Source organism: Paracoccus sp. M683 (assembly GCF_007096355.1).
GTDB lineage: Bacteria > Pseudomonadota > Alphaproteobacteria > Rhodobacterales > Rhodobacteraceae > Paracoccus.
Genome location: NZ_VKDF01000001.1, coordinates 369,572 through 393,169, shown reverse-complemented (window position 1 = coordinate 393,169; position 23,598 = coordinate 369,572). Strand labels below are relative to the sequence as shown.

The 23,598-nt window shown below is 64.0% G+C and carries 20 protein-coding genes and 1 tRNA gene; 3 read left to right on the top strand and 18 right to left on the bottom strand.

Annotated elements, in window-relative coordinates; translation table 11 throughout:
• Positions 1–9: 9 nt before the first annotated feature.
• Both FNJ84_RS01810 and FNJ84_RS01805 read right to left on the bottom strand, forming a co-directional pair.
• Positions 10–2,184, bottom strand: coding sequence for a xanthine dehydrogenase family protein molybdopterin-binding subunit (locus FNJ84_RS01810; protein ID WP_143791196.1), 2,175 nt, complete (start codon positions 2,182–2,184; stop codon positions 10–12).
• A 3-nt stretch (positions 2,185–2,187) separates the two neighbouring features.
• The gene (locus FNJ84_RS01805) at positions 2,188–2,646 is read right to left on the bottom strand and encodes a (2Fe-2S)-binding protein (RefSeq protein WP_143791195.1); all 459 of its coding nucleotides are present in this window, start codon (positions 2,644–2,646) and stop codon (positions 2,188–2,190) included.
• 266 nt (positions 2,647–2,912) lie between these two features.
• Between FNJ84_RS01805 and cobA the strand changes: the two genes are divergently transcribed.
• On the top strand, positions 2,913–3,656 hold the full coding sequence (gene cobA, locus FNJ84_RS01800) for a uroporphyrinogen-III C-methyltransferase (RefSeq protein ID WP_143791194.1): 744 nt from the start codon (positions 2,913–2,915) through the stop codon (positions 3,654–3,656).
• A 133-nt stretch (positions 3,657–3,789) separates the two neighbouring features.
• Positions 3,790–6,837: a calcium-binding protein gene (locus tag FNJ84_RS01795; RefSeq protein ID WP_255471007.1), complete on the top strand. Its 3,048-nt coding sequence runs from the start codon at positions 3,790–3,792 to the stop codon at positions 6,835–6,837.
• On the opposite strand, the gene FNJ84_RS01790 is transcribed toward FNJ84_RS01795, so the two are convergent.
• From FNJ84_RS01790 to FNJ84_RS01730, 13 genes are all read right to left on the bottom strand, one after another.
• Positions 6,834–7,754, bottom strand: coding sequence for a DMT family transporter (locus FNJ84_RS01790; protein WP_143791193.1), 921 nt, complete (start codon positions 7,752–7,754; stop codon positions 6,834–6,836). The two genes, FNJ84_RS01795 and FNJ84_RS01790, sit on opposite strands and share 4 nt — an antisense overlap.
• Positions 7,751–8,725, bottom strand: coding sequence for a tRNA epoxyqueuosine(34) reductase QueG (gene queG / locus FNJ84_RS01785; RefSeq protein WP_255471020.1), 975 nt, complete (start codon positions 8,723–8,725; stop codon positions 7,751–7,753). Before queG ends, FNJ84_RS01790 begins: the two co-directional genes overlap by 4 nt.
• A gap of 97 nt (positions 8,726–8,822) precedes the next feature.
• Positions 8,823–9,509, bottom strand: coding sequence for a glutathione S-transferase family protein (locus FNJ84_RS01780; RefSeq protein ID WP_255471006.1), 687 nt, complete (start codon positions 9,507–9,509; stop codon positions 8,823–8,825).
• A 67-nt stretch (positions 9,510–9,576) separates the two neighbouring features.
• Entirely contained in the window at positions 9,577–10,269 is a 693-nt protein-coding gene (gene mtgA / locus FNJ84_RS01775) for a monofunctional biosynthetic peptidoglycan transglycosylase (protein ID WP_143791190.1), read from the bottom strand.
• A 42-nt stretch (positions 10,270–10,311) separates the two neighbouring features.
• Positions 10,312–10,836 (bottom strand): DUF1269 domain-containing protein, encoded by a 525-nt coding sequence (locus FNJ84_RS01770; RefSeq protein WP_143791189.1) that lies wholly within the window; start codon positions 10,834–10,836, stop codon positions 10,312–10,314.
• Between the two features lie 75 nt (positions 10,837–10,911).
• Complete coding sequence (locus tag FNJ84_RS01765; protein ID WP_143791188.1) at positions 10,912–11,337, bottom strand: hypothetical protein; 426 nt, start codon at positions 11,335–11,337, stop codon at positions 10,912–10,914.
• A 183-nt stretch (positions 11,338–11,520) separates the two neighbouring features.
• On the bottom strand, positions 11,521–16,068 hold the full coding sequence (gltB, locus tag FNJ84_RS01760; RefSeq protein WP_143791187.1) for a glutamate synthase large subunit: 4,548 nt from the start codon (positions 16,066–16,068) through the stop codon (positions 11,521–11,523).
• Positions 16,065–16,406: a GFA family protein gene (locus tag FNJ84_RS01755; RefSeq protein ID WP_143791186.1), complete on the bottom strand. Its 342-nt coding sequence runs from the start codon at positions 16,404–16,406 to the stop codon at positions 16,065–16,067. Before FNJ84_RS01755 ends, gltB begins: the two co-directional genes overlap by 4 nt.
• Positions 16,391–16,651, bottom strand: a complete 261-nt coding sequence (locus FNJ84_RS01750) for a hypothetical protein (protein ID WP_143791185.1) — start codon at positions 16,649–16,651, stop codon at positions 16,391–16,393. Before FNJ84_RS01750 ends, FNJ84_RS01755 begins: the two co-directional genes overlap by 16 nt.
• Positions 16,648–17,442 carry a hypothetical protein gene (locus FNJ84_RS01745; RefSeq protein WP_255471005.1) on the bottom strand — a complete coding sequence of 265 codons (795 nt, stop codon included), beginning with the start codon at positions 17,440–17,442 and terminating at the stop codon, positions 16,648–16,650. The genes FNJ84_RS01750 and FNJ84_RS01745 overlap by 4 nt, the downstream gene beginning before the upstream one ends.
• A gap of 10 nt (positions 17,443–17,452) precedes the next feature.
• Positions 17,453–18,937, bottom strand: coding sequence for an NAD(P)-dependent oxidoreductase (locus FNJ84_RS01740; RefSeq protein WP_143791184.1), 1,485 nt, complete (start codon positions 18,935–18,937; stop codon positions 17,453–17,455).
• A 155-nt stretch (positions 18,938–19,092) separates the two neighbouring features.
• On the bottom strand, positions 19,093–19,896 hold the full coding sequence (locus FNJ84_RS01735; RefSeq protein ID WP_143791183.1) for an undecaprenyl-diphosphate phosphatase: 804 nt from the start codon (positions 19,894–19,896) through the stop codon (positions 19,093–19,095).
• Positions 19,896–20,882: a complex I NDUFA9 subunit family protein gene (locus tag FNJ84_RS01730; protein WP_143791182.1), complete on the bottom strand. Its 987-nt coding sequence runs from the start codon at positions 20,880–20,882 to the stop codon at positions 19,896–19,898. Before FNJ84_RS01730 ends, FNJ84_RS01735 begins: the two co-directional genes overlap by 1 nt.
• Positions 20,883–21,087: 205 nt before the next feature.
• On the opposite strand from FNJ84_RS01730, the gene FNJ84_RS01725 reads away from it, so the two are divergent.
• Positions 21,088–21,172 (top strand) — tRNA-Leu (locus FNJ84_RS01725).
• 160 nt (positions 21,173–21,332) lie between these two features.
• Here the strand turns inward: FNJ84_RS01725 and FNJ84_RS01720 are convergent.
• The 3 genes from FNJ84_RS01720 to FNJ84_RS01710 all read right to left on the bottom strand — a co-directional run bounded on the left by FNJ84_RS01720 (position 21,333) and on the right by FNJ84_RS01710 (position 23,534).
• A complete protein-coding gene (locus FNJ84_RS01720) occupies positions 21,333–21,866 on the bottom strand; it encodes a hypothetical protein (RefSeq protein WP_143791181.1) in 534 nt (177 codons plus the stop codon).
• 12 nt (positions 21,867–21,878) lie between these two features.
• Positions 21,879–22,220 (bottom strand): hypothetical protein, encoded by a 342-nt coding sequence (locus tag FNJ84_RS01715; RefSeq protein WP_143791180.1) that lies wholly within the window; start codon positions 22,218–22,220, stop codon positions 21,879–21,881.
• A gap of 288 nt (positions 22,221–22,508) precedes the next feature.
• Positions 22,509–23,534 (bottom strand): DUF4123 domain-containing protein, encoded by a 1,026-nt coding sequence (locus tag FNJ84_RS01710; RefSeq protein WP_143791179.1) that lies wholly within the window; start codon positions 23,532–23,534, stop codon positions 22,509–22,511.
• Between the last annotated feature and the right edge of the window lie 64 nt (positions 23,535–23,598).

Genomic DNA, 23,598 nt, shown 5'->3' with positions numbered 1-23,598 from the left:
GTGTCATGGTCACACCGTCCCTTGCTGAAGCATCGGCAATCTGCGCACCGGCTGGCCGGTCAGAACCCGCCAGGCATTCGCCACCGCCGGCCCGATCGGCGGCACGCCCGGTTCGCCTACGCCGGTCGGATCGGCCGTGCTGGGGATGATTTCGACCTGCACATCCGGCATCTCGCCGATGCGCAACATGCGATAGCTGTCGTAATTGCTTTCCTGCACCCGACCGCCCTGACCCAGAGTAATCTGGTTGAACAGCGCCGCGCACAGGCCAAAGCCGACGCCGCCCTCCATCTGGGCCTTGATGATGTTGGGGTTGACCGGCACGCCACAATCCACAGCACACCAGACGCGGGTGACATGGGGGGCACCGCCGCGATCCTCGACCTCGACGATCTGGGCGACATAGGTGCCGAAGCTTTTGGCATAGGCCATGCCGTAAGCCTTGCCATCCGCGCCCTGCGGTCCCTGCCAATTGGCCATCTGGGCCACCTTTTCGATCACGGCGCGCGGGCGTGGATCGTCGGGCTTCAGCAGGTCCAGCCGGCCCTGAACCGGGTCTTTTCCGGCAGCGGCAAGCAACTCGTCCAGAAAGATCTCGACCGCGAAGGCGGTATGGGTTGACCCGACTGAACGCCACCACAGAACCGGCACGCCGGTCGTCGTCTGTTCCCACCCGATACGCCGCGCGCCCAGATCATAGGGCAGCGTCACCGATCCTTCGAAGGCGGTGGCATCCGGCCCGCCTTGCAGGAAGGGCTCCATCGGGGTGCCGGCCAGCAGGGATTGCGTGGCAACGACGTTTTCCCAAGCCGTTATCTTGCCATCCGCGTCCAGCGCGGCGCGGAATCTGTGCGCGCTCATCGGGCGGTAATAGCCGCCCTTCAGATCGTCTTCGCGCGTCCACATCAGCTTGTAGGTGCCATCACCGCCGGCCTTGGCGATTTCGGCAAGTTCCGCAGCCAGATGGGAATCAGCCTGCGCCCGTCGGCCGAAGGAGCCGCCCGCAAGCATGACATCCAGCGTGACATCGACCGGTTCCAGCCCCAGAACCTGTGCAATGGTCTGGTGGTCGAATGTCGGGAACTGGCTGCCATAGCTGGCATGGGCCTTGCCGCCGCCCGCCGTCAGCAGACCGTCCAGCGTTTCCAGAGGCGCATGGGCGAGGAAGGGAAAGTGGAACTCTGCCTCGTGCAGGGTTGCGCCCTCGGCCGCCAAGGCTGCGGCAAGATCGCCGCCTTCTTCCTCGACGGTCAGACCATCCTTGCGGGCGGCCTCGGCGGTCATTGCGCTTAGCGCGGCGTCGTCGCGGGTTTCGGCATTGGTTTCGTCCCATTCGACGATCAGCGCAGCCCGGCCCTTCAACGCGGCAAAGGTATTGCTGGCATAGACCGCGACGCCCTGCGGAATCTGGCGCACGGCCAGCACGCCCGGAACCGCCAGCGCGGCACCGTCATCGACGGATGCAACCGTGGCGCCAAAGGCCGGCGGATGGGCGACCACCACGGTCTGAACCCCATCGGGATACTGGTCCAGCGTAAAGATCGCCTGGCCGTCGGTCTTCTGATCGGTATCCAGCTTGTGCAGATCAGTGCCGATCAGTACCCATTGATCGGGCGTCTTCAGCACCGGATCGGCGGGCGGGGTCAGCGCCGCCGCTGCCTCGGCAAAGGCGCCGAAGCCCGATTCATTGCCCGAGGCCGCATGGCTGATCCGCCCCTTGGCCACGGTGATTTCCTCGGCCGGCACGCCCCATTCGGCGGCAGCCGCCTGCACCAGCATCGCCCGGACCGAGGCCCCGGCCTGACGCATGATCATGAAGCTGCTGGGCAGCGCGGTCGAGCCGCCGGTGCCCTGCAACCCGCCCAGGACGGCATTGCCATACCAGGCGGCGTTTGCCGGCGCCAATTCGCCCCGGATCTGCGACCAGTCGGCATCCAGTTCCTCGGCCGCCAGCGTGGCAAGGCCGGTCAGCGGACCCTGGCCGAACTCGATATGCTTGACGATGATCGTCACCGTGTCATCGGCGGCGATGCGGATGAAGGCATTGGGCGGAATCGGCGCCGGCGCGGCCGGCGCGGCGGCTTCCTGCGCCAGCACCCTTGCGCCCGGAACCGGCAGGGTCAGCGCCAGAACCAGTCCGGCGCCACCGGACAGGAAAGCACGGCGGGATGTGCGGATGTTCATGGATCAGCCCTCCAGCGTCTTGGCGGCGTCATGGATGGCGGCGCGGATGCGGTGATAGGTGGCGCAGCGGCAGATATTGCCGGCCATCGCGTCGTTGATCTGGTCGTCGGTCGGGCTGGGAACCATCTGTAACAGCGCCGTGGCCTGCATGACCTGCCCCGACTGGCACCAGCCGCATTGCGGCACGTCGATGGCGCGCCAGGCGGTCTGGATGGCGTCGAACTCGGCCCCCTCCATGCCCTCGATGGTGGTGACCTCAGAGCCGTCGATGCTGCCGATCGGGGTGACACAGGCGCGGCGCGGCATGCCGTCCAGCATCACCGTGCAGGCGCCGCATTGCGCCACGCCGCAGCCGAATTTCGTTCCCGTCAGGTGCAGTTCATCCCGCAATGCCCAAAGCAGCGGGGTTTCGGGGTCGAGGTCCAGCGTGACCTCTTGCCCGTTGATGGTGAGTGTCGTCATCTGTCTGGCCCTCCGGCTGGATACAACTTACAGGTTATCGCGAATTGCGGGTCGTGCAAGCGCCGCCCGTTGGTGCGCCCGCCGCCGATGATCTGCTGCCGGAAAAATTCCCGCCCCGGCATCTCGCCCATCCGCGCAGGTCTTTTGATTTTCCAGATGGTTGGCTGGTCTTTCGGCGGATTTCTGGCCGGCATGGTGATCTCGGGGTTGCGATGCGCGGGGTGGGGCTGATACCGGGCAGGAGAGGCAGCACGGGGAAGGCAGGCATGGCCCAGCACAGCGCAAAAGGATTCGTGTCGCTGGTCTCGTCCGGTCCGGGCGACCCCGAACTGCTGACGATCCGCGCGGCCGCCCGGCTGCGCGATGCCGAGGTGGTGCTGTATGACGACCTGTCCTCGGGGCCGATTCTGGAAATTGCCGGGGCGGATGCCGAACTGATCCCGGTGGGCAAGCGCGCCGGGCGACCCTCGGCCAAACAGGAACATGTCAACGCGCTGCTGGTGGAACATGCGCTGGCGGGCCGGCGCGTGGTGCGGCTGAAATCAGGGGATGCCGGTATCTTCGGCCGGCTGGAAGAGGAAATCATCGCCCTGCGCGAGGCCGGCATCGCCTTCGAGATCGTGCCCGGCGTGCCCTCGGCCGTGGCGGCGGCGGCGGCGGCGCAGATCCCGCTGACGCGGCGGCTGACAGCGCGGCGGCTGCAATTCGTCACCGGCGCCGATGTGACGGGGGCACTGCCTTCGGATATCAACTGGGCGGCGCTGGCCGATCCGGCGGTGACGACCGTGGTGTTCATGGGACAGCGCAGTTTTCCCGATCTGGCGCGCGGCTTGCAGGCCCATGGCCTGTCGCCCGACACCCCGGCCCTGTTCGCCGAGGCCGTCAGCCACCCCCATCAGCAGCTGATCAGAACCACCCTGGCCGAGCTTGCCGAAAGGCTGAAAGATGCGCCCGTCAGCCAGCCCGCGCTGATCCTCTATGGTCCGCTGGCGCAGGGTAACAGCGACTGAGGCCATCGCGCCGACCTTTCCAAAACTGCTGAAAATGCAAGGCATGGGCTAGCGATTCGCAGGCCGATGAGGTGTGCTTTCAGAACTGTTCGGGGGGACGGTGTTTGTTGGTTGAGTGTGGGGCCGGTTCGGCATGCGGTATGTCGCGACGATACAGGGCGATCAGGCGCAGTTTGTCCGCAGGATCGCGGATCTTTTTGCCGCCGATCTTGCGGGGAACAAGGTTCTGGTCAGCGCCACCTATGTCGGCGGCGGCCTGGCAAGCTTTGCGATCACCGATGCGGATCTGCCGGTCAGCCCGCAGGCGCAATGGGAATATGCCGCCAGCTTCACCCATATGGGCGAGCCTGAACTGACCTTGCTGACGGTCCGCGGGCAACCGATGCTGACGCTGGCCGGGATGGGGAATGCCGCGGGCCATGGCCTGCCGCTGATCTCTGGCGGCGGGCTTGGGCCGCTGACATCGCTTTATTCCGGCGTGCCACTGCCGGCTGATCTGACCCAGCTTGGCCAGGTGGCGACCGCCGCAGGAACCTTTCTTTACGCCGCCCGGCGCGGTGAGGTCGAGTTTACCGTCTATCGCGAGGACGCGCAGGGCCGGCTGGTGGCGGTCGACCGTTCGCTGATGCCGCTGGCGCCGACGATGCCCCATGCCTCGCTGGACAAGATGATCAGCGTCCAGATGCAGGGCGAAACGGTCATCGTGGCCATATCGGGCCTTGGGAATTTCCTGGCAAGTCAGCGGCTGGACGGGGCAGGGCGCATCATCCGCGCCGATTATATGACCGCCCAGGATGGCAGCGGGTTCAATTCGCCCAATGATGTTGCGGCGGTGACGGTGGGCGGTCAGGTCTATCTGATCGTCACCTCGGCGCTGTCATCGTCGATCACCACGATCCGGCTTTTGCCCGATGGCGGCATGATCCCGGTCGACCACGTCGTCGACGAACTGACCACCCGCTTTCAGGGCGCGACCGCATTGGCCACGGTCGAGGTCGGTGGGCGCGCCTATGTCTTTGTCGGCGGGCAGGACGATGGCATCTCGATGTTCACGGTCCTGCCCGACGGGCGGCTGCTGCATCTGGAAACGCTGGTCGATGACAATGGCATGGTGCTTGCCGATATCAGCGCCCTGCAAGCCATCGAGGTGGATGGAAAGATCGCGCTGTTCGTCACCAGCGCGACCGAGGCCGGGGTCGGGCAGATCGTCGTCGATCCGGGGCAGATCGGCATCATCCGCAAGAATGGCATCGGCCAGATCGAGGGCACGGGCGGAAATGACATGCTGCGCGCCGGGTCCGGCACGACCCATATTCGCGGCGGCGCGGGCGATGATATCCTGATGACCCATCGCGATCCTGTCATGTTGTGGGGCGGCGCGGGGCATGACATCTTTGTCGCCACCCCCGTGGCCGGCCGCATCCTGATCTGGGACTATGACCCGGCCGAGGATCGGCTGGACCTGACGCAACTGGGCATGATCCGCAGCATCTGGCAGCTAAGCTTTTCGCCCTTCGGCAAAGGGATCCGCATCCGCTTTGGCAACACCCTGATCGAGATTCACTCGGCCGATGGCGGCACATTGCTGGCAGATCTGTTCACCAACGAGATGTTTCCCATCACCCATTATGCGCCGCCCGATGTGGAAACCGTCATCCTGGGATCCGCGGCCGACGATCTGCTGAGCGCGACCCGAGGCGGGTCCGAGGTCTATGGTCTGGGTGGCAATGACGTCCTGCTGGGCAGCGCGGTCGAGGATGCGCTGCATGGGGGCGAGGGCAATGACACGATCTCGGGCGGGGCGGGCGATGACACGCTGCTGGGCGAGGCCGGGCATGACCGCGTGCGCGGCGGCGATGGCAATGACCTGCTGGAAGGCGGCGACGGCAATGACATGCTGATCGGCGATGGCGGCAACGATCTGCTGCAAGGCGATGGCGGCAATGATTCGCTGTTTGGTGGCGAGGGCGATGACAGCCTGAATGGCCTGGCTGGCGATGATTACCTGTCCGGCGATCAGGGCAACGACCTGCTGGATGGCGGTGCCGGCAATGATTCACTGTCCGGCGGCGATGGCAATGATCGCCTGACCGATAGCCTGGGTGACAACATCATGGCGGGGGGCGCTGGCAATGACACGCTGATTGCCGGCGCCGGCGCCGACAGGCTAAGCGGCGGTGCCGGCGATGACAGCGTTCAGGCCGGCAACGGCAACGATACCATCGAAGGCGGCGATGGCCGCGACCACCTGACCGGAGAGGCCGGCGATGACAGCATTTCGGGCGATGGCGGCAACGATACGATTCTGGGCGGCCTGGGTCATGACTGGCTGCATGGCGGCGACGGCGATGACCAGATCTGGGGCCATCAGGATGACGATGTGATCCATGGCGGTGCCGGTGATGACCAGATCTGGGGCGGCAGTGGCAATGACCTGATCCGTGCCGGCGACGGCAATGACACGGCATCGGGCGAGGCGGGCGATGATACGCTGATCGGCTCGGGCGGGCAGAACCTTCTGGATGGGGGAACGGGCAACGATCTGATCCATGGCGACGCCCTGGCCGACCGCCTGATCGGCGGCGGTGACAGTGACACGCTGTTCGGTCATGGCGGCTTGGACACTCTGGAGGGTGGCGATGGCGACGATCTGTTGCTGGGCGGCGAGGGTGACGATGATCTGGCGGGCGGCGCGGGCAATGACATGCTGCTAGGTGGCGAGGGCGGCGACAGATTGCAGGGCCAGGACGGCAATGACCACATGGATGGCGGCGAGGGTGATGACCTGCTGCAAGGCGGTCTGGGAAGCGACCTTCTGCATGGCGGCGAGGGCGACGATACATTGCAGGGGGACGCCGGGGCCGACATGCTGTTCGGTGGCCTGGGCGCGGATCGGTTCGTCTTTCGCGATGCCGAGGATTCCACGCCGCTTCAGACCGACCGGATCGCCGATTTCCAGCACGGTCACGACCTGCTGGACCTGTCCGCCCTTGGCCTGCAATTCATCGCCAGCGCGGGGTTTTCCGCCGCAGGTCAGCTGCGGGTGGTGAATGCGGGCGATCACCAGATGTTGCTGGCGGATCTCGACGGCGACGGTCAGGCCGATCTGGCCATCCGCGTTGACGGCGCGGCACCGATCCTGGCGGATGATCTGCTGCTATGGGGCGACTGCGGGGCCTAGCCCTGCGGGCTCATCGCCTTGCGCTGACGGTTCCGCTCCAGCCCAAGGCGATGCTCGCGCCAGATGATCAGCACCCCTGCCGCGATCACGATCGAAGCGCCGGTCAGCATCGTCGCGCTTGGCACCTCGCCAAAAATGCCATAGCCGATCAGCAGCGCGAACAGCATCGCCGCATAGTCGAAAGGCGCGACCAGCGAGGCATCGGCAAAACGATAGGCCGAGGTCAGAAGGATCTGCCCCAGCCCGCCCAGCAGCCCCGCCAGGATCAGCAATGCCGCCGTGTCGGGCGAGGGCAGAACCCAACCGAATGGCACGGTGAACAGCGCCAGCACGCTGGCCGTGACCGAGAACCAGAACACGATCGCGGCCGTCGTTTCCTGGCTGACCAGCTTGCGCACGAAAATCTGTGCCAGCGCGGCACACATCGCCCCCATCAGCGTGATCACGGCGCCCAGGGTCTCGGCCGTGGACAGCCCGTCACCCACCTGCCCAAGCCGCGGCGACAGGATCACCAGAACCCCGATCAGCCCCAACGCGACAGTTGCCAGACGAAAGGCCCGGACGTCCTCGCCCAGAAACATCGCGGCAAAGATCACCGTCAGCAGCGGCGCGGCAAAGCCGATGGCCGTCACCTCGGGCAGGGGCAGCAGGCCAAGACCGGCAAAGCCCAGACCCATCGCCGCCGTCCCCACAAGGCCGCGAAACACATGACCCATCGGGCGCGCCGTGCGCAGCCCGCGTGGAAACTCGCCCCGCCTGATCAGCCAGATCAGGATCACCGGAATCGCGAAGAAGGATCGGAAAAACACCTGTTGCCCGGCGGGAACCTCGTCGGCGGTAGCCTTGATCAGCGCCGCCATGACCACAAAGATGGTGACGCTGCCCAGCTTCAGAAGGATGCCGCGCAAAGGGTTCACAGCCGGGCCTCCAGCCGCATCGCGGCCCAACGCGCGGCGTCCGCGACCGCCGGATCGGCGTCCCCGGCCAGCCCCTGTGCCACCCCGCGCAATGCCGCAAGCCCGGAATTGCCGATTGCATACAGGACGTTGCGCACAAATCGGTCACGCCCGATCCGTTTGATGGGACTGCCCGAAAACCGTTCCCTGAAGCCCGCATCATCCAGCATCGCCAGTTCCGCCAGCGGCGGCGCGTCGATCACCCCGCGATAGCGCATCTCATGCGCTTCCTGGGCGAATTTGTTCCAGGGGCAGACGGCCAGGCAGTCATCGCAGCCATAGATCCGGTTGCCCATCAGTTCCCGCAACTCCTCGTCCACCGGTCCCTTGTGTTCAATGGTCAGGTAGGAAATGCAGCGCCGCGCATCCAGCTGAAAAGGCGCGGGAAAAGCCCTGGTCGGGCAGATGTCCAGACAGGCGCGGCAAGACCCGCAATGTTCGGGCTCAGCTGCGTCCGGTGGCAGGTCGAGCGTGGTGAAGATCGCGCCCAGAAAGAACCAACTGCCCAATTCGCGTGACAGCAGATTGGTATGCTTGCCCTGCCAACCCAGCCCGGCGGCCTGCGCCAGCGGCTTTTCCATCACCGGGGCGGTATCCACGAAAACCTTGATCTGGCCGCCATGCTGGTCGATCAGCCAGCGCCCCAGCCGTTTCAGCCGCTTCTTGACGATGTCGTGGTAATCCTTGCCCTGCGCATAAACGCTGACCGCCGCCAGATCAGGCCGTGACAGAACCGCCAGCGGATCGTGATCGGGGGTATAGGCCTCGGCCAGCATGACCACCGAACGCGCCTCTGGCCACAGCGCCGCCGGATCGCCCCGCCAATGGGTCCGCTCGGCCATCCAGCCCATCTGGCCATGCCGCCCGGCTGCCAGAAAATCCGCCAGCCGCCCAGCCAGTTCGGGCACGGCATCCGGCCGGGTAACGCCCATGCGCGCGAAGCCCTCGGCCTTCGCCTGGCGGGCCAAAGCCGCTTTCACCTGTGCTGAAATATCCTCTGGGGGTCCGGGGGGCGACGCGCCCCCGGACTCAGCCGAAATCGAGCTCGGCATAATGGGGGGCGGGATGGATGCCCGGCACCTGATCGGCCAGAACCCCGCGGAAGGCGGGGCGCGACTTGATCGTCGCATACCAGTTCATCAATGCCTCGGACCGGTCCCAATCCACGTCGGAAATATAGTCGAGACAGGAAAAATGCGCGGCGGCGGTGAAATCGGCCAGGCTCAGCGAACTGCCGGCCAGCCAGCGCCGCGTTTCCAGCAGCCCCGACAGATAGTCGATATGTTCCTTGATCGCGCGCAGTCCGGCCTTGACCGCCCGACTGTCGGGATAGCCCGAGCGGGTGATTTTTTTCCAGACCCGCTCTTCCAGGATCGGTCGTGTGACCTCGCGGTTGAACTTGTCGTCGAACCAGGCGCAAAGGCGCCGAACCTCGTGCCGTTCGGCCGGGGTGGCGGGCATCAGCGGGGGCTGGGGCACGGTTTCGTCCAGATATTCGCAGATCGCCTGGCTTTCCGCCAGAAGCCGCCCGTCATGGCGCAGAACCGGGACCATGCCGGCCGGGTTGCGGCGCAGCAATTCGGAATTGTTTTCCCAATAGCGATCCTCGACCAGTTCGACCTCGATCCGCTTTTCGGCCAGCACCAGCCGGACCTTGCGGGAAAAAGGGGAAAGAGGGGTGTGGTAAAGGCGCGTGGTCTGGCTGGAACTGGTCATATGTCGCTCGTGTCGCATCCATGCGGTGATACGCCCCCAAGCCCGGCGTTTCAACCGCGCCGCCAGCCTATTGGAAACAGTCCGCCCGTCCGTCGCGCAAAATCGTCTCGGCCCCGTCGGCGATGGCGCGGCTGCGCCGGCTTGCCTGGGCGGTGCCACGCGATTTCGGCGCCGGCAGCACAGCGGCCAGCCGGGCGGCCTGCGCGGGGCTAAGCGCATCGGGTGTGGTGCCGAAATGATAGGCCGAGGCCGCATGAACGCCAAAGATGCCCGGCCCGAACTCGGCCACGTTCAGATAGACCTCCAGGATGCGACGCTTGGACCAAAGCGCCTCGATCATCGGGGTAAAGGCGGTTTCCAGCACCTTGCGGGTCCAGCTGCGCTGTTGCCACAGATAGACGTTCTTGGCCGTCTGCTGGCTAAGCGTCGAGGCCCCGCGCGAACTGCCCGAGGCGATGACCTTGCGGATCTCGGACATGTCGAACCCCCAATGCAGGCAGAAATTCGCATCCTCGGCGGCGACAACGGATCGGGGCAGGGCGGGGGCCATATCCTCGATATCGGTCCATTGCCGGGGATAGGTCGCCTCGCGCGCGATGGTCCAGGTGGTTGGTGGGTTGATCAGCCCGTAAAAGCCGACCAGCGCCAGCATCAGCAGCAGGACCCGCGCACCGAACCAGCGCAGACCGCGCCAGATCGACCGAGCGCGGCGGCGCGGGCGGGGCGCGGGTTGGTCCGATGTGGCGGTGTTGCGTGCCATGGGCCGCGTTTGTCACGCGGCCCGGCGTCGCGTCAAGCGGCCTCAGGCCGAAGGCGGCGGGGCGGTTGCCGCTTCGCCGCTGTTTCCAAGCGCATCGCGCAGCTTCTGTTCCTGTTCGTTCGACAGCGAGGTGCGCAGCACGCGCCCGCCATGGCCGACCTGAGCCAGCCGTTCCAGAACCTTGTCTGCGGTCATCTTGCGCACCAGCACAAAGACCGCCGATCCGCCCGGCGGCACGGCCTTGGCCACGTCTTTCATGAAGTCGTCATTGATGCCGATATCGGTGAACCGCCCGGCCAGCGCACCCGATGCGGCACCCACGGCCGCACCAAGCAGCGGGTTCAGGAACAAAAGCCCGACCAGCGTGCCCCAGAAGCCGCCACCAATCGCGCCTGCGGCAGTCAGGTTCACGGCCTGATGCAGCTTGATGTCATCCTCGCCATGGCGGGTGACGACAACGACATCCTCCATCTCGATCAGATAATCCTTCTGCATCTTGACCAGTTCGGTCCGCAGATCGAAACCGGCGGCTTCGGTATCAAAGGCAATGACGATCAGTTCCGACATGACATTTCTCCTGGCGCGACTGTTAACATTTCACAACTGCGGCCGAAGCCGCGCGGTTCCGTGGCGATGGGCCAGCTACAACGAGATCGACCAGACCTGGTCGCCCTTGCGGTGCTTTTCGGCATAGCCGGGGACCTCGATCCGCAGGCGGTTGCCGATGCGGTTGAAGGTTGTCGTGCCCATCAGCACCTCGCTGCCGCCCCGGCAGTAACCATAGAAACCGATCCGCCCGTCCGCGGCCGGCTGTTCGGCATATCGGGTGACGCGGCGGGTGGCGCAGATCTGGCTAATGGCCTTCTCGACCTCGGCCGAGCTGAAGCCGGTGGGGTCATAGGTTCCCGTGATCCCGTCCTGGGTCAGCCGCGCATAGAAGAAATTCGGGCTTGAAGGGGCAGTGCCGACGTTGACCGTGCAAGCGCCCAGCACCATGCAGGCGGCAAGCAAGGATCCGGTCAGGGTGGCGGGGCGCGGTGTTCGGGCGATACGATCAGCAAGACGCATGATCCCTGTTCCTTTCAGGTCGATGGGTGGCGTCACAGGATCGCCATTTCCGTCAGTCAACCTTTGCGGGTCCGATTTGTCAATTTGACGGCCGCAGGCCCCGGCGCACCAGGCCGGCCAGCCATGAAAAAAGGCGGGGTGCGCGCGATCGCACCCCGCCTTTCCCTTGCTGTCACGCCCCGACTATTCGGCCGGAACGGCATCCAGATCGCCGGTTTCAGCCAGCGGATGTTTCAGATGGCCCAGCATTTCCTTTGGCGTGACCTGAAGGAAATTCGCCTTCTCTTCTTCCCAGTTCTGAAGGATGTCTTCGGCCCGGCGGGAATTGGTTTCCTTCAGGTGCCGTTCGATCATCCGCTTCAGCTCGGCCTCCCAATGGGGGTGGCTGATCGGGTTCATCACCAGCGATTCCGCGTTGATATAGTCGCGCGCCACGCCCTCGGGATCATAGAGATAGGCCATGCCGCCGGTCATGCCGGCGCCAAAATTGGCACCGATCCGGCCAAGGATCACCGCGACGCCGCCGGTCATGTATTCGCAACCATTGGTGCCGCAGCCCTCGATCACCACCTTTGCGCCGCTGTTGCGAACGGCAAAGCGTTCGCCTGCGCGGCCGGCCGCGAACAGATAGCCGGCGGTGGCACCGTAAAGCACGGTATTGCCGATGATGACGTTTTCGGTGGCGACCAGCGGGCTGATCATCGGCGGGCGCACGGTGATCGTGCCGCCCGACAGGCCCTTGCCGACATAGTCATTGGCGTCGCCGCTGACCTCCAGCTTCAGCCCCGGCGCGGCAAAGGCGCCAAGCGACTGCCCCGCGCTGCCGGTCAGGCGAACAGTAAGGTGATCGGGTTGCAGATTGTTCCGCATGCCGAATTTCTGCACGATCATCGAGGATGTGCGCGTGCCGATTGTCCGCAGCGTGTTGCGCACGGCATAGGACAGCTGCATCTTTTCGCCATCGCTGAAGAAACGTTCCGCATCGCGGATGATTTCAGCATCCAGCGTGTCAGGCACCGCGTTCCGAGGCTTGGAACGGTCATAGACGATCTTGTCGCTGCCATCGACGGTGATCAGCAGCGGGTTCAGGTCCAGATCGTCCAGATGCGCCGAGCCACGGCTTACCTGCGTCAGCAGATCGGCGCGGCCGATGATCTCGTCCAGCGAGCGGGCGCCAATCTCGGCCAGAATCTCCCGCACTTCCTGCGCATAGAAGGTGATCAGGTTCACCACCTTGTCGGCGCTGCCGGTGAACATCGCCCGCAGCTTCTCGTCCTGGGTGCAGACGCCCACCGGGCAGGTGTTCGACTGGCACTGGCGCACCATGATGCAGCCCATTGCGATCAGCGCGGCGGTGCCGATGCCGTATTCCTCGGCCCCCATCATCGCGGCCATGACGATGTCGCGCCCGGTCCGCAGCCCGCCATCGGTGCGCAGCGTGATCCGGTCGCGCAGGCGGTTCATGGCCAGAACCTGATGCGCCTCGGTCAGACCCATTTCCCAGGGCAGACCGGCGAACTTGATGCTGGTCGCCGGCGATGCGCCCGTGCCGCCGTTATGGCCACTGATCAGGATCACGTCGGCCTTGGCCTTGGCCACGCCCGCCGCAATCGTGCCCACGCCCGACGATGCCACCAGCTTTACCGTGATCTTGGCGCGCGGGTTGATCTGCTTCAGGTCATAGATCAGCTGCGCCAGATCCTCGATCGAATAGATGTCGTGATGCGGCGGCGGGCTGATCAGCGTCACGCCCGGCGTCGAGTGACGCAGCCGCGCGATCAGCTTGGTGACCTTCATGCCGGGCAATTGCCCGCCCTCGCCGGGCTTGGCGCCCTGCGCGACCTTGATTTCAAGCTCTTCGCAGGCGTTCAGATATTCGGCGGTGACGCCGAAGCGGCCCGATGCTACCTGCTTGATCTTGGCACTGGGATTGTCGCCATTCGGCAGCGGTGCGTGATGCGCCGGGTCCTCGCCGCCCTCGCCGCTGTCCGATTTCGCGCCGATGCGGTTCATGGCTATGTTCAGCGTCATATGCGCCTCGGGCGACAGCGCGCCAAGCGACATGCCCGGCGTCACGAACCGCTTGCGGATGCTGGTGATGCTTTCGACTTCTTCGATCGGCACTGGCTTGCCAAGCGGCTTGATGTCCAAGAGATCGCGGATATGGATCGGCGGGTTCGCCCGCATGGTCGCGCTGAACTGTCTCCACGTGTCATAGGACGCGCGTTCGCAGGCCAGTTGCAGCAGCTTCATGGTATTGGCTTCCCAGGCGTGCTTTTCGCCACTGCGGCGCAGCTTGTAGAAGCCGCCAACCGGCAGCAGATCGGCGTTTTCCGTGTGGAAGCCCTGCTGGTGAATGCCCTCAAGCTTGTCCTGAAGCCCGTGCAGACCGATGCCGCTGATGCGCGAATGCATGCCGGGGAAATATTCCGCCACCATGGCGCGGGACAGGCCCACCGCCTCGAAGTTCAGGCCGCCCCGATAGGACGACAGCACCGAGATCCCCATCTTGGCCATGATCTTCAAAAGGCCCTGGTCGATGGCATCGCGATAGCGGCGCATATTGTCGATCAGGCTGCCTTCCAGCAGGTTGCGGTCGATGCGGTCCTGGATCGAATCCTGCGCCAGATAGGGGTTCACCGTGGTTGCACCACAGCCGATCAGCACCGCGAAATAATGCGGATCAATGCATTCGGCGCTGCGCACATTGATCGAACAGAAGGTCCGCAGCCCTTTGCGCGTCAGCCAGCTGTGAACCGCGCTTGTCGCCAGGATCATCGGCATGGCGATGCGATCCGGCCCCTGCGCCTCGTCGGTCAGCACGATATGGCCCGCGCCCGAACGCACGGCATCCTCGGCCTCGGCCCGGATGCGGGCCAGACCTTCGCCAAGCGCGTCCTGCCCGGCGCCATCGGGGAAGGTGCAGTCGATGATCGTCACCGAACTGTCGAACATCTTCAGCATTTCGGCAAATTCGCCATTCGCGACGAAGGGGCTTTCCAGCAGCAGGATCTCGGTCTGGCTGCTGCTTTCGTCCAGCACGTTCTTGAGGTTCCCGAACCGCGTCTTGAGGCTCATCACCCGCGCCTCGCGAAGCGAGTCAATCGGCGGGTTGGTCACCTGGCTGAAGTTCTGGCGGAAGAAATGCGACAGCGGCCGATACTGGTTCGACAGCACCGCGGCGGGCGTGTCATCGCCCATCGAGGCCAGCGCCTCTTTGCCGTCCTCGGCCATGGGCGACAGGACATGTTCCAGTTCTTCCAGCGTATAGCCGGCGGCGGTCTGGCGACGACGCAGTTCCTCGCCCTTGAAGCGGGTGTTCTCGGGCAGCTCACGCATGATCGCGTTCAGATCGACCACCTTCTCGATCCATTCGCCGAAAGGCTGCGACCCGGCCAGCCGGTCCTTGATCTGGGTGTCGCGGTAAAGCTTGCCGTCCCACATATCGACGGCGATCATCTGCCCCGGCCCAAGCGCGCCCTTTTCGCGCACGGTTGCCTCGTCCGAGGGCACCATGCCGACCTCGGACCCTGCGATCAACAGGTTATCCCCGGTGATGACATAGCGCATGGGACGCAGCCCGTTGCGATCCAAGCCTCCACAGACCCAACGACCATCGGTCATGGCCAGCGCGGCGGGGCCGTCCCACGGCTCCATCACGGCATTGCAATAGGCGTACATGTCGGCCCAGGCCTTGGGCATGTCAGTCGTGGTCTTGGACCAGCTTTCAGGAACCAGCATGGTCTTGGTCATCGGCGCCGAACGGCCCGAGCGCACCATCACCTCGAACACGGCGTCCAGCGCGGCGCTGTCGGATGAACCGGCGGGCACGATGGGCTTGATATCCTCGGCCATCTCGCCGAATGCGCCCGAAGCCATGCGGATTTCATGGCTGCGCATCCAGTTCAGGTTGCCTTTCAGCGTGTTGATCTCGCCGTTATGGGCCAGCATGCGGAAAGGCTGGGCCAGCCACCATTGCGGGAAGGTATTGGTCGAATAACGCTGGTGATAGATCGCAAAGGCGGATTCGAAGCGTTCATCCTTCAGGTCGGGATAGAACTCGGCCACCTGTTCGGCCAGCATCATGCCCTTGTAGATGATCGAGCGGCAGGACAGCGAACAGAAGTAAAGCCCGCCCACCTGCGCAGCGATGGCCGCCTTTTCGATCCGGCGGCGGATGATATACAGCTCACGCTCGAACTGGACCTGGTCGATGTCCTTTTCACAGCGGATCAGGATCTGTTCGATTTCGGGACGCGTGGCATTGGCCTTGTCGCCCAGAACGGCGGTGTTCACCGGCACATGCCGCCAGCCATAGATATAATGGCCCATCCGCAGCACTTCGGATTCCACGATGGTCCGGCAGCGTTCCTGCGCGCCGAAATCCGTGCGCGGCAAAAAGACCTGACCGACGGCGATCAGCTTGTTGTTGTCAGGCTCGTGCCCGGTGCGGCGGACCTGATCATAGAAGAAGGGAACCGGGATCTGCACATGGATGCCCGCGCCATCGCCGGTTTTGCCATCGGCATCCACGGCGCCCCGGTGCCAAATGGCCTTCAGCGCGTCGATTCCGCTTTGCACGACCTTGCGGCTGGCCTTGCCGTCAATGCTGACGACCAGACCCACACCGCATGACGAATGTTCGTCTTCCTCGCGGTAAAGACTGTTTTCCGCCATGAACGCGCGGCGGGCTTCTTCAACAGCGGTCCAGTTTTCGTCAAACGCGGTCATGGCTTGCTCCTTGCTTGCTCGCTGTCCAGCAGCGGAAATTGGGCGACACAATCGGCCCGCGTCAGCAGCTTGCGGTTTTCGGAACCGGCATAGGCAAAGCTGTCGGGCTTGTGGTCGATATAGATTTCATGGGCGATGACGAAGCCGTTCGGATCGTCGAACAGCCCCAACGGAATGTCATAGTTGCCGGCGAAGTCATTTTCGCCGGTCATGCGAAAGAACAGGCCCGATCCGCATTCGCGACACCAGGCGCGCTCGCCCCATCCGCTTGTCTGGCGGCGGGCAATGTTGCCCTCGCCCTGCCAGTCCAGCTTGACCGAGATCATCGCCGCACCCATAGGCGCGCTGGCTTCGAAAACCCGGATATAGGGGCATCGCAAAGCGAGGTCGGGTTTTCGGTGTCGATCGGCGTTGTGCTTTCGCTGAACTGGTTCAGCGTCGTGTTCACCTGGTGGTTATTTTCCAGCACGAACTGCGCTGTAACCTCGCCTGACGCGGCATTCGCGGGCAAGGCCAGCCCGAAAAAGCCCATGCCGGCAGCCAATAGCAGCCCGCCAGCGGCTACGAGTGGCAGGCGGCTCATTCGGTCCACCCCGCCTTGTGGACGGCAAACAAGGGGGCGGTCTGCGCCACCATCATGTCGCAGTCATATTGCGGTTCGGTCGCGCCAAAGCCTGCCTCGCCCGGAAAGCTGAAGGTGACGGGGCTGTCATTGGTTTCGCGGGTCTCGCCGGTCCAGTCGCTTGACTGTTCGATCCCGCCATAGAAACGACCATTGGCGCGGTTGATGAACTGCTGGCCCTTGCGCTGGATCAGAACCTCGCCCGCCTCGTTGGATGTCGTCAGCTCGAACTGGGTCTTTTCCAGCTCGACCCCGTCGATGACCACCTTTTCGCCGGTCAGGACATCACGGCCGACATGGTGCAGACGTTCGCCAGTATTGGACTGGGTCCAGAAATCGAAGTCGTCCCGGCTGGTTTGCAGCAATTCGGAAAAGCTGGCGTGATCCTTGGCCGCGTCGACAAGCCGGTCGACCAGCCCGGTCTGGGGATCGCTGCTTTCGATCCAGCGGGTCTCGGCGTCGATGGTCGACAGATGGGTCAGCCCGTCCTGCCCGAAAATCGCCGAATGCTGCGTGCCATTCGGGTCACTTTCACACCGATAGATCTGCGTGACAGTGCAGCCCCGGCTTTGGATCGTCATTTCCAGCCGGCAGCCCTGAGGCGCCATGAAAGTGGCGGCCGGGGCGGGCAGTGTGGTCGCAATCAGCATCAGCAGACCCGCGCCCAGCAGGGGCAGGCTGCCGTGCCACAGCGCATCGCGAACGTCCGCGACTGCACGATTTGTCTGCACCACGCTTGGCTGTCCTGCCATGGCCCCGGTCCTATTCTGCCGCAACACGGGCAGCGCCCGTCAGATAGGTTTCAATCGAATCGGCGGCCTCGCGCCCGTCGCGGATCGCCCAGACCACGAGGCTGGCGCCGCGAACGATGTCGCCCACCGCATAGACGCCCGGAAGGCTGGTCACATGGGTGCTGAAATCGGCGCGGATCGTGCCCCACCGGGTCACTTCCAGCCCGTCGGTGCCCCACAGCTTCGGCAGATCCTCGGGCTCGAAGCCCAGGGCCTTGATGACCAGCTCGGCCGGTTCGTCGTAATCGGCGCCCTCGATCAGTTCGGGCGACTGGCGGCCGCTGACATCGGGGGCACCAAGGCGCATCTTCTGCACCCGGACCGAGGCGACCTGCGGCAGCCCGTCAACATCGCGTTCCTGCGTCTCGGCCGCCACGCCGGTGACATGGCCGGAAAAGGCGCCGGGGGCCGAAAGCCAAACGAATTCAACGCCCTCTTCCTCGGCGTTCTGCACCTCGCGCTGGCTGCCGGGCATGTTCGCGCGGTCACGGCGATACAGGCATTTGACCGATTGCGCGCCCTGGCGGATGGCCGTGCGCACGCAATCCATCGCAGTATCGCCACCGCCGATCACCACAACGCGCTTGCCCTTGGCGTCCAGTTCACCATCGGCGAAATCGGGCACGTCATCGCCGAAATCAATCTTGTTGCTGGCGGTCAGATAGTCGATCGCGTCGACGACGCCGCCGGCATTGCTATTATCCAGATCCAGATCGCGGGTCTTGTAGACGCCCGTGGCGATCAGCACCGCATCATGCTTGCCGCGAATGGCGTCAAAGCTGAGATCTTCGCCGACATTGCAGTTCAGCACAAACTCGACGCCGCCATCCGCCAGCAGCTTGTTGCGGCGCAGGACCACGTCCTTTTCCAGCTTGAAGCCCGGAATGCCATAGGTCAGCAGCCCGCCCGCGCGGTCGTAACGGTCATAGACCGTGACCTGAAACCCCTTGCGCCGCAGCGCATCGGCCGCCGCCAGTCCGCCCGGACCAGCCCCGATAATGCCGACGCTTTCGGCCCGTTCCTGACGCGGGGCATTGGGGCGGACCCAGCCTTCTTCCCAGGCGGTGTCGGTGATGTATTTCTCGATCGCGCCGATGGTGACGGTGCCGTGGCCCGATTGTTCGATGACGCAATTGCCTTCGCAAAGACGGTCCTGCGGGCAGATGCGGCCGCAGATTTCCGGGAAGGTGTTGGTCGACTGGCTGACGTGATATGCCTCTTCCAGGCGGCCTTCGGCGGTCAGGCGCAGCCAGTCGGGAATATTGTTGTGCAAGGGACAATGCGACTGACAATAGGGCACGCCGCATTGGCTGCACCGGCTGGCCTGCTCGGCCGCCTTGATCGCGGCGAATTCCTGATAGATCTCGCGGAAATCCTCGCTGCGCGCCGCTGCGTCCCGTTTTTCCGGCATCTCCCGCGGAGTCGAGACAAACTTCAGCATCTTCTGCGTGGCCATGGCTGCGCACCTTCTATTTTGCGGAAAATCCCCTGAATGCTGCAATAATAGAGCATCAGAGGGATTAAAAGTCAGCAATGCTGACCTAAATGCAAGATTTATGGCTGCGCGGCGAAAAAAGCGGCGCGCAAGACCTGTAAATAGGTCAGTCTTGCTTACATACCTACCGCCAGCGCCAGCAAGGCAAGGCTGCCGACGATGATTCGCCACCATGCAAACAGCCCATAACCATGCTGCGAGACAAAGCCCAACAGCCAGCGGACGACGAAGATTGCGCTGAGAAAGGCGCAGACAAAGCCGATGGCGATGTCGCCCAGGGCGGCTGCGTCCAGAATATCGCGATTCTTGTAAAAATCGTAGACAAAGGCGCCCAGCATGGTGGGCATCGACAGAAAGAAGGAAAATTCGGCGGCTGATCGCTTGTCGGCCCCAAGAAGCAGCCCGCCCACGATGGTTGCGCCGGAACGCGACACGCCCGGAATCATCGCAAGGCACTGAATCAGGCCGATCTTGAAGGCCATGGGCAGGGGAAAATCCTCGGCCTGATGATAGCGCGGATTGATGGCCATGCGATCGACGAACAGCAGGACAAAGCCGCCCAGGATCAGCATGACGGCGATCAGCATGGGGGTTTCGAACAGCACGGTCTTGATGATGCCATGGGCCAGCACACCGATCACCACGGCAGGCAGGAAGGCCAGCAGAACCGCCAGAATGAAACGGCGCGAGCGCGGATCATGCGGGGCGCTGCTGAAAATCCGCCACAGCCGCCCGGCATAGACCCCAAGGATCGCCAGAATAGCGCCCAGCTGGATCATGACTTCGAAAGCATTGCCTGGCGAGTCGAAGCCCAGGAAGTGCCCGGCCAGCAAAACATGGCCCGTCGATGAGACCGGGATGAACTCGGTCAGCCCCTCAAGCAGGCCGAGGGCGGCTGCGACAATCGTGTCGTTTGGCATCAGCTGTGGCGCAAATTCTTGGCGGAATCCTTGATCGCGTCATATTGCCCCGACGGGCGGAAGCGCCAAAGATAGCTGTCGATCACGGCCTCGGGGGCAGTGGGCTGGATGCCCAGATCGGAAAATCCCCGCGCGCCCTCGCTGACGATGTTGTCATGGCGCAGCAGGTGCAGTTGATCGCCGGTCAGGATCTTGTTGCGGATCAGCCCGCCGCTGACGACCTGCACCGCGTCCAGCACGCCGGCGGCGATACCGGCCAGCCAGAAGGGCAGGTTGACGACGGCGCGGCGGCGGTCGACCGCTTTCAGCGTCATCTGCATGATCTCGCCGACGGTCATGACGTCGGGGCCGCCCAGCTCATAAATGCCGGGCCCGGCCTTGCCTTCCAGCGCCGTGGCGGCGGCTTCGGCGACATCCTCGACAAAGACCGGCTGCATCAGGGTGTTCCCGCCGGCGATGCTGACCACGGGGCCAAGGCGTGTCATTCCGGCAAAGCGGTTGAACAGATGGTCCTCGGTCCCGAAGATGACCGAGGGGCGCAGCACGACCGCGTCGGGCCGCGCCTTCAGCACGGCGGCCTCGCCCCGCGCCTTGGCAGCGACATATTTGCTGGGGGATTGCGGATCCACCCCGATGCCCGAGATATGGACGATGCGCGGCACGCCCAGCTGGGCCGAGAGCCGGGCCACATGCGCGGCGCCGTCGACCAGCACGGTCTCGAACGTGCTTTTGCCCTGCTTGCCGGTCAGGTTGACACAGTTGATCACCGCATCGGCATCCTGCATGGCCAGCCGAACCGAGGCTTCGTCGCGAATGTTGCACAGGACCGGGATGACCTGCCCGACCGCGCCATAGGTGCGGGTGAACAGCGCCTCGTCCGGGCGCCGCACCGCGATACGAACGCGCCACCCCCGATGGGCCATCTCTTGCGCGACATAGCGCCCGACAAAGCCCGAGCCGCCATAGATCGTCACCAGTTTCGCCATGCGCTCGCCCCTTTTTCTTGTGCGGTGCCTATAGGTTCAATACCCAAGCCAGCCCCGCCCGACAAGACGCCGCTGCCTGGCATGGCACGGATTTGCGGGTTGGGATCGCGGCCTTGGGCGCCGACGACGGCCGGGGCGCGAATTTTTCGTTCCGGGCCATTGACACCCCCCGCGACTGTCCGTATTCACCCCGCTCACGACACCTGCCCAGGTGGCGGAATTGGTAGACGCGCACGGTTCAGGTCCGTGTGCCGCAAGGCGTGGAGGTTCGAGTCCTCTCCTGGGCACCAAGTCCTACGAAAAACCCCGGAAAGCTTTGGCTTTCCGGGGTTTTTCTTTGATTTGCCGCGATATTGACGGTGTCGGGCGATGCCGTTCCGGTTCCGCATATCCCCGCGCCAGGCGACCGGCCCTTACCTGATTCGACCGATATGGGCCGGCCCCTGCCGGTCAGATCAGGTCATCAAGACTGCCCTTGATCAATTGGCAATATCCGCTTTCAAGCCCGTCGCGGATAAAGCGATCATATTGCCCGCGCGCAAAGACGATGACGGTGTCGCTGAAATCGAACATGTTCTCGTCAAGCAGGGTTATCCCGAGATCCATGAAGAAATAGGATTCCTCGCCGGCGTGAACGATGCTTTGCGACATGTCCTTCAGCCGCAGGATATTGTCACGCGGCAGCCCGTCAAAGAACGGGATGCCGCCGATATTCAGCGTCTGGTGAACCTCGAAAAAGGTGAAGCTGACGGCGCTGTCGTCAAGATAGGCGACGGTCGGCATGGTCTTTTCGTAATCCTCGCCGCCATAGGCCCGAACCTCTTCATGCGAATAAAGGCCCTCATAATCCTCGGGTTCCAGAAAGGGGATGTCCTTGGCCTGGGTGATCGTCACGGCCGGCCCAAGCAGGCGCGCGACATTGGCCTGTGACATGCCGAATTTCAACTCGCCCACACCGAGATAGGGTGAAATCGTCCAATCCATCTGTCGCTCCATCTATCTTATTTCGCGGGCCCGTTGCAGGCAGGTGGCATAGGCCGCCGCCTCGGCCATGGCGGTTGTATATTTCCCCGGATGCATCAGCTCGATAAAGCCCATCTCGGCCAGCATGACGCCCATGAAGCCCCTTTGCTGAAGCTGTCCGGCTATCCTGTTGCGATAGTTCGGGCCTGCCCGGCCATGCCCCGGCGTGGCGATGTGGTCGGGGAAGTCCATCTGGATCGCGGGCCCGTAATGGCGCGACAGTCCGCCCATCCCGGCCGGGGGAATGTGGTGTCGTTCGACCACACCGCGCTGCGCCCCAAGCGTGCCATAGGCGCCACCGCGCGGCGGGTTCATCGTCGGTGGGTTGCCGCCCCCAAATGCGGCAGCACAGGTGGCCTTGTTCAGAAGGCAGGTCCTGCAGCGGCTGCGCCATTGCGCAAAGCGCTGTGATCCGGCCTGCGCGATTGATCTTGCCCTTGTCGCCGCCGTCGCGACCTGCGCCGCCGACAGGCCGCCACGGGCGGCGCCGCCCGCGATGGTGCGTCCGGCCGTGCCGGTGGCTGACCTGCCGCCGACACCGAACAGAACGCGTATGATCCCTTGGATTATCGGGCCTACTGCCATGGCGGAAAAAATCCCTACTCAATATCCACGTGATCGCAAGAAGCTGTCGACGTAATGTTCAAGCTGTTCGTCCGGGGTGCGCCGGGGTTGCGAAATCGCGGCCAGAACCTCTGGGTCGTCGGCGATCGCGCCGCCCGTCGCCATCATCAGATATGACCAGAAAAGATAGGAAAAATCTTCCTTGAAGCCGATGCCCTGACCGCTTTCGATGGACCTGATCACGATCCGGTCCATGTCCTCGGTGCTGTAGCTTGCATACATTCTGCCGTCCGTATCCTTTAGATAAGCCCGCAGCACGCCTTGCAGGCTTTCATCCGCGATCCCCGACATGGCATCTACGGTTTCGACGGACAGCGTCAACGGGCCGGGCGGCGGGTTGGGCAAAGCCGCCGGTTTCATCGCCCCGATCCAGTCGCGGCCGCCGGCCCAGTCAGGATCGGGCGCGAACAGAAGCTGCGAGGCCGGGCCGAAGAACCGCGCGGTTTCGGCGGCAGTCATCGCCGGCAGAGTCTGGGCGATGACATTGCTGTCGGCATGGCGAAACAGCACCAGCGTATGCGTCCCAGGATCATCGGCGGCCGGGCCGTCTTCGGGTGCCGGCTCTTCGAAATCTGGCAGGGCGGATTTCGGATAAAGCACCATGTTGATGCCGCGAAGGTGCCGGTACAGCGCATCGCCACCCGCCGGGCATTGCCAGAATACGGCGGCGGGGCGGCCGGCGATCAGGTTCAGCAGGGCGGGTATCGTTTCCTGCGGTGTCCTGCCGGTGACATTCTCGGTGCGCTCGTCCAGCCAGACCATGTGCGGGGCGGTGATGATCTGTTCGGGGTTGTTGTCCCCGCGATCCAGATAAAGCGGGCGGCTGACATAGCCGCCGATCAACAGCGCTTGCGGCAGATTGTCGAATTGTGCGCCATCAAGGACGGCAAAGGCCGGGGCTGCCCTGTAATCCAGTGCCAGAAGGGCCTGGGCAAGCGTCGCGGCGGGCTGATCGGCTTTTTGCGGGGGCCTGGGTGCAAGGGACCAGGGATCATCCTGCTGCATCGCATACCTCACTCGTCACGCGGTCGAAGCCATGGGATCGGCATTTGCCGGACCTGCCTTTGCC